The organism is Frigoribacterium sp. MCBA15_019 (assembly GCF_001864945.1).
In the GTDB taxonomy this organism is placed as follows: Bacteria; Actinomycetota; Actinomycetes; order Actinomycetales; family Microbacteriaceae; genus Frigoribacterium.
In genome coordinates, this window is the sequence record NZ_MJGS01000017.1 from 1 (window position 1) to 9,506 (window position 9,506).

Sequence of the window (9,506 nt, forward strand, 5' to 3'; positions counted from 1 at the left end):
CGGGCGGGCGTCGTCGCGTCGGAGAGCCCGTGCGGGTGCGTGCGGGTGCGTGTGGGCGCGTGGGCTCGCGTGGACTCCTGAGTCAGCCGAACAGGAACGGCGGGCGGGCCGCCCGGTCGAGTTCGAGGGCGAAGATGCCGCCGCTCAGCGGGAACGCGTCGAGTTGGTCGTCGCTCAGCCCCTCGCGGGCCGACAGGACGAACAGCGTGCGCAGGTCGTCGCCGCCGAAGCCGATGCCGGTGAGGTTCGGCACCGGGAAGGTGATCTCGTCGACGAGACCGCCGTCGGCGTCGAGGTGCACCACCTTGCCCTCGCCGTAGATGGCCCCCCAGAACTCGCCGCGCTCGTCGCGGGCCAGGCCGTCGTGGGCGCCCTGCGACGAGAACGGGACGAGCTCGCCCAGAGTGCCGTCGGCATCCCAGGACGCCCGGTAGATCGTGTCGTCGCCGGTGTCGGTGAGGTAGATCTCGCTGCCGTCGTCGTTCCACTCGAAGCCGTTGGTCGTGGCGAAGTCGTCGCGCAGCTGGGTGAGCGTGCCGTCCGAAGCGACGCGGTAGAGGCCGGCCACGGGGCTGCCCTCGGGGTCGGTGGCGCCGACGACGAAGGCGCCGAACGGGTCGCACTTGCCCTCGTTCAGCCGGAGGCGCTCGTCGGCGTGGTCGACGGTCGCGATCGTCCGCTGCTCAGTCCCGTCGTCGCGCATGACGATCACCGTGTCGTCGAGTGCGGCGATGAGGCCGCCGCCTCGACGACGCTGGAAGCTCGGCAGGGGCGGGTCCACGACGACCGTCGTGTCGCGCGTGCCGTCAGCCGAGGTGCGGTGCAGGAGGCCGTTCGTGATGTCGGTCCAGACCAGCTCGTGGGCGTCGACGTCCCAGACGGGGCTCTCTCCGAGGGTGGCCCTCGCGTCGAAGAACAGGCGGGGTTCGGACGTGGTTCCGGTCGGAAGGGGCATCCGACCGGTCTACCCGCCCGACATGTCCACCGGCTCCGTTTCTCGCCCCCAGGGGTACGGAGGCCGTGTCTTGCACACAGAACACTGCGAGGGACGGGCATGAGGAGGCGCGCCGGGCCACCGTAGGAGGGGTGACGGACACCCTCGAGACCACCGACGACACCCAGGCCGAGCACTTCGGCGCGACGACGGCCGCCGCCGGCGAATGGCACCGCCCCGATCCCCGCGACGACGGCTACGTGCCGCTGCGCTCCTACGGGGCGATCGGCGACGGTCGGACCGTCGCCCTCATCGCCCGCGACGGCCAGATCGACTGGCTGCCGATGCCCGACATGAACAGCGACCCGGTGTTCTCCGGCATCGTCGACGCCGGCAAGGGCGGGCGCATCGAGCTGCGCCCCGTCGACGACGACTTCGAGGTGCAGCGCGAGTACGTCGAGAACACGAACGTCCTCGTTACCCGCTTCCGCACCCCCACGGGCGTGGTGCAGGTCACTGACGCTCTCGTGACGGGTATCGCGGGGCGCCTGCCCTGGGCCGAGCTCGCCCGTCGCGTCGAGGGCGTCACCGGGTCGGTCGACATGCGCTGGGCGGTGATCCCGGGCAACACGTTCGGCACGCACCCGATCCGCCGCGTCGACACGTTGCACGGGCCGGTCCTGCGGGCCGCCGACATCAACCTCGCGCTGGTCGGTTTCGAGCACGGCCGCCTCGACTCGGTCGAGCCCGGCGACGGCGAGGCCCACGGCGGACCGCACCGGTTCTGGGGCGAGTTCACCACCCACGAGGGGTCGCGCTCGTTGATCTGCCTCTGCGGCGTCGAGGACGAGCCCCTGCACCTGCCCGACCCGCACGTGGTCGACCAGGGCATCGACCGCACGGTGCGCAACTGGCAGACCTGGTCGGACGAGTTCAACTGGGACGGCCCGTGGTCGGGCGCCGTGCAGCGCAGCGCCCTCGCGCTCAAGCTGCTGATCTTCAGCCCCACCGGTGCGATCGCGGCCGCCGCCACGGCGGCCCTGCCCGAGAACTTCACCGGCGACAAGAACTGGGACTACCGCTTCGCGTGGGTGCGCGACCTGGCGTACACGGTCAACGCGCTGGTCCGCTTCGGACTGCGCGAAGAGACCCAGGCGGCCGTCTCGTGGCTGCTCTCGGCGCTCAAGGCCAACGGCCGCACGATGCACATCTTCCTCAACCTCGACGGCTCGGTACCGGACGGCACCCACGAGACCGGTTCCGAGGGCTGGCGCGGCATCGGCCCGGTCTACAAGGGCAACCCGGCGGGCGAGCAGCTGCAACTCGGCACCTACGCCGACATCCTGGCGATCATGAGCCAGTACGCGGCCGACGGCAACATCCTCGACGAGTCCACCGGCGACCTGCTCGCCGGCTTCGCCGACGACGCCTGCCGCCGCTGGCAGGAGAAGGACTCGGGCATGTGGGAGCTCCCCGACGAGCAGCACTACGTCAGTAGCAAGATGGGCTGCTGGCAGGCCATAGACGCCGCCTTGCACCTCACCGAGGTCGGCCAGATGCATCCCGACCCCGAGGACGTCGTCTTCTGGCGGAAGAACCGCGAGCAGATCAAGGACTGGGTCGCCGAGAACGGCTGGAACGAGAAGATCGGCTCGTACGTCATGTACCCGGGCAGCGAGAAGCTCGACGCCTCGGTGCTGCTGCACGCCCCCAGCGGTTTCGACCGCGGCGAGCGCATGTCCCGCACCATCGACGCGATGCAGCGTGAGCTCTCCGCCGGTCCCCTCGTGTTCCGCTACAGCGAGGTCGACCAAGAGGAAGGCACGTTCGTGGCCTGTGCCTTCTGGCTCGCCAGCGCCCTGGCGTGCGTGGGCCGTCAGGACGAAGCGGTCGAGCTGATGGACCAGCTCGTGCAGCAGCCGAACGACGTCGGCCTGCTGACCGAGATGATCAGCGCCGACGACGGGCAGTTCCTCGGCAACGTACCCCAGGGCCTCAGCCACCTCGCCCTCGTCAACGCCGCGATCACCATCGACGAGATGAGCCGTGAGGGCACCACCGACGACATGGAGGGCCAGTGATGAACGACGACCCGACGCCGATGCCTTCGGCGCCCCCCGACGACCTCGCCCTCGTCGACGCATGGTGGCGGGCCGCCAACTACCTGACCGTCGGGCAGATCTACCTGATGGAGAACGCGCTGCTCACCCGGCCGATCGCGCGCGACGACATCAAGCCGCGCCTCCTCGGCCACTGGGGCACGTCGCCCGCGCTGAGCTTCGTCTACGCACACCTGAATCGCGTGATCACGCGCGACGACCGCGACCTGCTCTACGTGTGCGGCCCCGGCCACGGCGGGCCGGCCATGGTCGCCAACACGTACCTCGAGGGCACCTACAGCGAGTTGTTCCCCGAGGTGTCGCAGGACGCCGCGGGGCTGCAGAGGCTCTTCAAGCAGTTCTCGTTCCCGGGGGGCATCCCGTCGCACGCGGCCCCCGAGACCCCGGGGTCGATCAACGAGGGCGGCGAGCTCGGGTACTCGCTGAGCCACGCCTACGGCGCGGTGCTCGACGACCCCGACCTGGTGGCCGTCTGCGTCATCGGCGACGGCGAGGCCGAGACCGGGCCGTTGGCGACGAGCTGGCACGCGAACAAGCTGCTCGACGCCCGGCACGACGGGGCCGTGCTGCCGATCCTCAACCTCAACGGCTACAAGATCGCGAACCCGACGGTGCTCTCGCGCATCCCCGAGGGCGAGCTGCTCGAGCTGATGCGGGGCTACGGGTACGAGCCCCTCGTCGTCGCGGGCGGTTTCGACGGCGAGGACCCGATGCGGGTCCACGAGCGCATGGCCGCCGCCCTCGACCACGCCTTCGCCCGCATCGACGAGCTGCAGCGCGAGGCCCGCGACGGCGACGGCACCGAACGCCCGCGGTGGCCCATGATCGTGCTGCGCACCCCGAAGGGCTGGACCGGCCCGAAGGTCGTCGACGGCGAGCGCATCGAGGGCACTTGGCGCGCACACCAGGTGCCGCTCAGCGGGGTCCGCGAGGACGACGGACACCGGGCACAGCTCCACGAGTGGATGCGGTCATACGGTGCGGACGAGCTCTTCGACGAGACGGGTCGACCGGTGGCCTGGCTCGACGGGCTCCGGCCCCGGGGCGCGAAGCGCATGAGCGCCATCCCGGCGTCCAACGGCGGTCTCGTGCGTCGCGACCTCACCCTCACCGACTACCGCACGCACGCGGTCGAGACCTCGGACGACCGGCGCACCCAGGCCGAGGCCACCCGGGTACTCGGTCGGTGGCTCGCCGAGATCGTCCGCGACAACCCGACGACCTTCCGTCTCTTCGGCCCCGACGAGACCGTCTCGAACCGACTCGATCCGGTGTTCGACGTGACGGAGCGGGTGTGGGCCGCCGACATCTGGCCCGAGGACGAGCACGTGGCCCGGAGCGGCCGCGTGATGGAGGTGCTGAGCGAGCACCTCCTGCAGGGCCTCATGGAGGGCTACCTGCTGACCGGGCGCCACGGGCTGCTCAACACCTACGAGGCCTTCGTGCACATCGTCGACTCGATGTTCAACCAGCACGCCAAGTGGCTCGAGAGCGCCGACGAGATCGACTGGCGCGCGCCCATCTCGTCCTTCACGTACCTGCTGTCGTCGCACGTCTGGCGGCAGGACCACAACGGGTTCTCGCATCAGGACCCCGGGTTCCTCGACGTCGTCGTCAACAAGCAGGCGCACCTCGTGCGCATCTACCTCGCCCCCGACGTCAACACGCTGCTCGCCGTGGCCGACCACGCGTTCCGCACGACCGACACGGTCAACGTGATCGTCGCGGGCAAGCAGGAGTCACCGGCCTGGTTGTCGCTGCCCGAGGCCGAGGAGCACGTCCGGCGTGGCGTCGGAATCTGGGAGTGGGCCGGTACCGAGGGCACCCCCGTCGACGGCGTCGACCCCGACGTGGTGCTGGCCTGTGCCGGCGACGTGCCGACCCTCGAGACCGTGGCGGCCGCCGACCTGCTGCGCCAGGTGCTGCCCTCGCTGAGCACCCGCGTGGTCAACGTGGTCGACCTCATGCGACTGCAAGACGCGGAGGAGCACTCGCACGGCCTCACGAACGACGACTTCGACGCTCTCTTCACGACGTCGAAACCGGTCGTGTTCGACTTCCACGGCTACCCGTCGCTCGTGCACCGGCTCACCTACCGGCGCACGAACCACGAGAACCTGCACGTGCGCGGCTTCCAGGAGAAGGGCACCACCACGACGCCGTTCGACATGGCGATGCTGAACGACATCGACCGGTACCGGCTCGTGCTCGATGTGCTGCACCGCGTGCCGGGCCTGGCCGACGAGCACCCCGAGTTGATCGCGGACTTCGAGTCACGACGCGAGGCCGCCCGGGCGTACGCCTACGAACACGGCGAGGACCACCCCGACGTGACCGGCTGGCAGTTCGGCGCCTGACCGGTGCGAGCACGCGGTTCACACCCCAGGAACCCGCCGAGACCCCCGCGCGCGCCGTAGGGTCTCGATGGGTTCCTGGGGTCTCGGCGATGCGAGGCCCCTCGGTGGGTCAGCTGGCCTTCTTCTTCGCAGCCGGTTTCCTCGTGGCAGGTTTCTTCGCAGCAGGCTTTTCTGCGGTCGGCTTCTTCGCGGCCGGCTTCTTCTTCGCGGCCGGTTTCGTCGCGGCCGCCGACGAGGTCGACGATGCCGACGTCGATGCTGCCGCCTTCTTGGTCGGCTTGCGATGTCCGCCCGACCGGTTCGTCTCCACCGACCGGCGGAGCGCCTCCACGAGGTCGATGACCTCGCCGCCCTCGCCGTCGTCGTCGTCGGGCTTCTCGCCGAAGGTGGCGTCGGTGTCGAGCGACTCACCCTCTTCGAGCTTGGCGTCGATCAGCTGGCGCAGCTCTTCTTGGTAGTCGTCGCTGAAGTCGGCGGGCTCGAAATCGTCGCTCAGCGAGTCGACGAGCGACGACGACATGTCGAGCTCCTTGTCGCTGATGCGCGTCTGCTTCTCGAGCGCCGGGAACCGCGCCTCGCGCACCTCGTCGTCCCAGAGCAGGGTCTGCAGCATGAGCACGTCGCCCCTCACGCGCAGGGCGGCGAGCCGCGTCTTCTGCCGCAGCGAGAAGTGCACGATCGCGGTGCGGTCGGTCTCCTCCAGGGTGCGGCGCAGCAGGACGTAGGCCTTGGGCGAGGTGCCGTCCGGCTCGAGGAAGTAGCTGCGGTCGAGCATGATCGGGTCGACCTGGTCGCTCGGCACGAACTCGAGCACGTCGATCTCGCGCGAGCGTTCCTCGGGCAACGACTTGAGATCGTCACCGGTGATCACCACGGTGCGGTCGCCGTCGTCGTACGCCTTGTCGATGTGCTCGTAGTCGACGACCTTGCCGCAGATCTCGCATTTCCGCTGGTACCGGATGCGCCCGCCGTCCGCGTCGTGCACCTGGTGCAGGGACACGTCGTGGTCCTCGGTGGCGCTGTACAGCTTGACGGGCACGTTGACGAGCCCGAACGTGATCGCGCCCTTCCAGATCGATCGCATGACGCTCATCTTTCTCCGCGTGCGCTCCGAATGACCGCCCACGGGGTACACGCCCCGACCGCAGGAGGCGCGGTGCGGGCAGCGTGGGCTCATGAGCCAATACGACAAGAAGAACCCGGTCGACCTCTACCCCGCACCGCCGTTCCCGAAGCAGGAGCAGTCGTTGCCGGGCGAGGCCTGGAAGATGGACCCGAAGCCCGACCACGGCGAGACCAGCTACGTCGGCAAGGAGCGCCTCACCGGCTTCCGCGGCATCGTCACCGGCGGCGACTCGGGCATCGGTCGCGCCGCCGCGATCGCGCTCAGCCGTGAGGGCGCCGACCTCGTGCTCAGCTACCTGCCGAGCGAGCAGAAGGACGCCGAAGAGGTGCGCGACCTGCTCGAGGGCGAGGGTCGCAAGGCCGTCCTCGTCCCCGGTGACATCTCGGACGAGCAATACTGCAAGGACCTCGTGCAGAAGGCGGTCGACGAGCTCGGCGGGCTCGACACCCTCGTCATGGTGGCCGGTCGCATGAAAAGCAACGACGACATCCTCACGCTCACCACCGAGGACATCGACTCGACCATCAAGACCAACGTCTACTCGCTGTTCTGGCTGACCCAGGCCGCGATCCCCCACCTCGAGCCCGGCTCGTCGATCGTGACGACCGGTTCGGTGCAGGGCACGCAGCCCAGCCCCGACAAGATCGACTACGCCCTGACCAAGGGTGCGATCGGCGTCTTCACCTCGGGCCTCGCGCAGCAGCTCGCCCCCAAGGGCATCCGCGTCAACCAGGTCTCGCCCGGCCCGGTCTGGACTCCCCTGCAGCCCGGCTCCGACGACGCCGAGACGGTGTCGGAGTTCGGCGGCCAGGCGCCGTTCGGCCGTCCCGGTCAGCCCGCCGAACTCGCCGCGGCCTACGTGCACCTGGTGAGCCCCGAGTCGAGCTACACCTCGGGCGCGACCATCACGATCGCCGGAGCGATGCCCGCGGTCTGACCCGCGCCTCCTCGGCTCCGTCGTCCCGACGACACCACGGCCCGTCGTCCCGCTCGCGCGGGGCGGCGGGCCGCGGTCGATGCGGCGGGTTCCCGTCGTCGGCGGCGGGCCGGCGCCGACCCACCGGCGACGACACGGACCCGCCGCAGCCGGGTAGAACGAGAAGCAGACGACACGAGGAGGCACGCGATGGCGGGCAAGGGACGCGGCGAGACCGTCGAGGTCGGCGGGCACCGGCTGCAGTTGACGAACCTCGACAAGGTGCTCTACCCCGACGCGGGCACCACCAAGGCCGACGTGCTGGGCTACTACGCCGCCGTCGCCGAGTGGATGCTGCCGCACGTCGAGGGCCGCCCGGCGACCCGCAAGCGCTGGGTGAACGGCGTCGAGGGCGAGGTGTTCTTCGAGAAGAACCTGCCCGACTCCGCACCCGACTGGGTCGCCCGGCACAGCATCGAGCACAAGGACCACGCGAACGTCTACCCGATGGTCAACGACGTGGCGACTCTCACCTGGTTGGCTCAGGTCGCCGCGCTCGAGGTGCACGTCCCGCAGTGGCGGTTCGGCCCGAAGGGCGCGCAGCGCAACCCCGACCGGCTGGTGCTCGACCTCGACCCGGGCGAGGGCGTCGGCCTCGCCGAGTGCGTCGCGGTGGCGCAGCTGCTGAAGCCGATCGTCGAGGGCATGGGCCTCGAGTTGATGCCCGTCACGAGCGGCAGCAAGGGCGTGCACCTCTACGCCCGGCTCGACGGGGGGCAGACCAGCGCCCAGGTCGGCGAGGTCGCCCACGAGCTGGCCCGCGCGATGGAAGCCGACCACCCCGACCTCGTCCTGAGCACCATGGGGAAGGCCGATCGCCGGGGCAAGGTGCTGCTCGACTGGTCGCAGAACAACGGGAACAAGACGACCGTCGCGCCGTACTCGCTGCGCGGCCGCTCCCGACCGACCGTGGCCATGCCGCGCACCTGGCGTGAGCTCGCCTCCAAGACGCTGGTGCAGCTCGAGTACACCGACGTGCTCTCGCGCCTGAAGCGGCGGGGCGACCCCCTGGCCGACGTCTCGGCGCACGTGCCGGTGCCGTCGGGCGAACTGGGCGAGGACTTCCGCAACACCGAGTCCACCGACCACGACCCCGCCGAGAAGACGCGCGACCGCCTCGAGGTCTACCGCTCCAAACGCGACGCGTCGAAGACCGCCGAGCCCGTGCCCGCCGACGCGCCCGCCTCGACCGACGGCACGAGCTTCGTCATCCAGGAGCACCACGCCAGCTCGCTGCACTGGGACTTCCGGCTCGAGCACGACGGCGTGCTCGTGAGCTGGGCGCTGCCGAAGGGCGAGCCCGACGACCCCGGCACGAACCACCTCGCCGTGCAGACCGAGGACCACCCGCTCGAGTACGGCACGTTCGAGGGCACCATCGCCAAGGGCGAGTACGGGGCCGGCGAGGTCACGATCTGGGACTCGGGCGAGTACGACCTCGAGAAGTGGCGCGACGGGAGGGAGGTCATCGTCGTGCTGCACGGCGAGCAGCGCGGCACCCGACGCGTCGCTCTGATCCACACCGGCCACGGCGGCGGGCGGGCCGAATCGAACTGGCTCATCCACCGCATGAAGGACGACGCCGACGACGGCGCGCACGGCGGGCACGGCGCGGGCGGCCACGGCGCCGGTGGCCACAGTGCGAGGTCGCGTGTCGGCAACTCCTCTCTCACGTCGCCCGCGACCGGCGGCTCCCCCGAGAAGTCGGGCCGCGCCTCCTCGGCTCGCGACAGGAAGCAGGAGTTCCCCGCACCCGACCCGGTCGCGCCGATGCTGGCGACGACGGGCGACGCGCACGACGTGTCCGAGGGCGGGTGGGCGTTCGAGATGAAGTGGGACGGCATCCGCGCCGTGGCGGTCGTCCACGACGGCGCCGTCACGCTGACCAGCCGCAACGGCAACGACCTGACCCCGGCCTACCCCGAGCTGCAGGTGCTGGCCGAGCGGGTCGACGGCGACGGAGGCGCGGTGCTCGACGGCGAGATCGTCGCCG

Annotated in this window: 6 protein-coding genes; 4 read left to right on the plus strand and 2 right to left on the minus strand. The window is 70.4% G+C overall.

Features of this window, described 5'->3' with window-relative positions:
• Positions 1-82: 82 nt before the first annotated feature.
• Positions 83-955: an SMP-30/gluconolactonase/LRE family protein gene (locus BIV04_RS12180; protein ID WP_071256599.1), complete on the minus strand. Its 873-nt coding sequence runs from the start codon at positions 953-955 to the stop codon at positions 83-85.
• A 239-nt stretch (positions 956-1,194) separates the two neighbouring features.
• Between BIV04_RS12180 and BIV04_RS12185 the strand changes: the two genes are divergently transcribed.
• Both BIV04_RS12185 and BIV04_RS12190 read left to right on the plus strand, forming a co-directional pair.
• Entirely contained in the window at positions 1,195-3,015 is a 1,821-nt protein-coding gene (locus tag BIV04_RS12185) for a glycoside hydrolase family 15 protein (RefSeq protein ID WP_071256821.1), read from the plus strand.
• Complete coding sequence (locus tag BIV04_RS12190) at positions 3,015-5,411, plus strand: phosphoketolase (RefSeq protein ID WP_083396429.1); 2,397 nt, start codon at positions 3,015-3,017, stop codon at positions 5,409-5,411. Before BIV04_RS12185 ends, BIV04_RS12190 begins: the two co-directional genes overlap by 1 nt.
• 109 nt (positions 5,412-5,520) lie before the next feature.
• On the opposite strand, the gene BIV04_RS12195 is transcribed toward BIV04_RS12190, so the two are convergent.
• On the minus strand, positions 5,521-6,495 hold the full coding sequence (locus BIV04_RS12195; RefSeq protein WP_071256824.1) for a Ku protein: 975 nt from the start codon (positions 6,493-6,495) through the stop codon (positions 5,521-5,523).
• 91 nt (positions 6,496-6,586) lie between these two features.
• On the opposite strand from BIV04_RS12195, the gene BIV04_RS12200 reads away from it, so the two are divergent.
• Positions 6,587-7,474, plus strand: a complete 888-nt coding sequence (locus BIV04_RS12200; RefSeq protein WP_055973592.1) for an SDR family oxidoreductase — start codon at positions 6,587-6,589, stop codon at positions 7,472-7,474.
• A gap of 189 nt (positions 7,475-7,663) precedes the next feature.
• A partial coding sequence (ligD, locus tag BIV04_RS12205) for a non-homologous end-joining DNA ligase (RefSeq protein WP_071256600.1) occupies positions 7,664-9,506 on the plus strand: 1,843 nt, incomplete at its 3' end.

Bases quoted from the DNA above. Each gene is read 5' to 3' on its own strand.
- BIV04_RS12180 (WP_071256599.1), bottom strand. From the start codon at position 955: ATGCCCCTTCCGACCGGAACCACGTCCGAACCCCGCCTGTTCTTCGAC.
- BIV04_RS12190 (WP_083396429.1), top strand. From the start codon at position 3,015: ATGAACGACGACCCGACGCCGATGCCTTCGGCGCCCCCCGACGACCTC.
- BIV04_RS12195 (WP_071256824.1), bottom strand. From the start codon at position 6,495: ATGCGATCGATCTGGAAGGGCGCGATCACGTTCGGGCTCGTCAACGTG.
- BIV04_RS12200 (WP_055973592.1), top strand. From the start codon at position 6,587: ATGAGCCAATACGACAAGAAGAACCCGGTCGACCTCTACCCCGCACCG.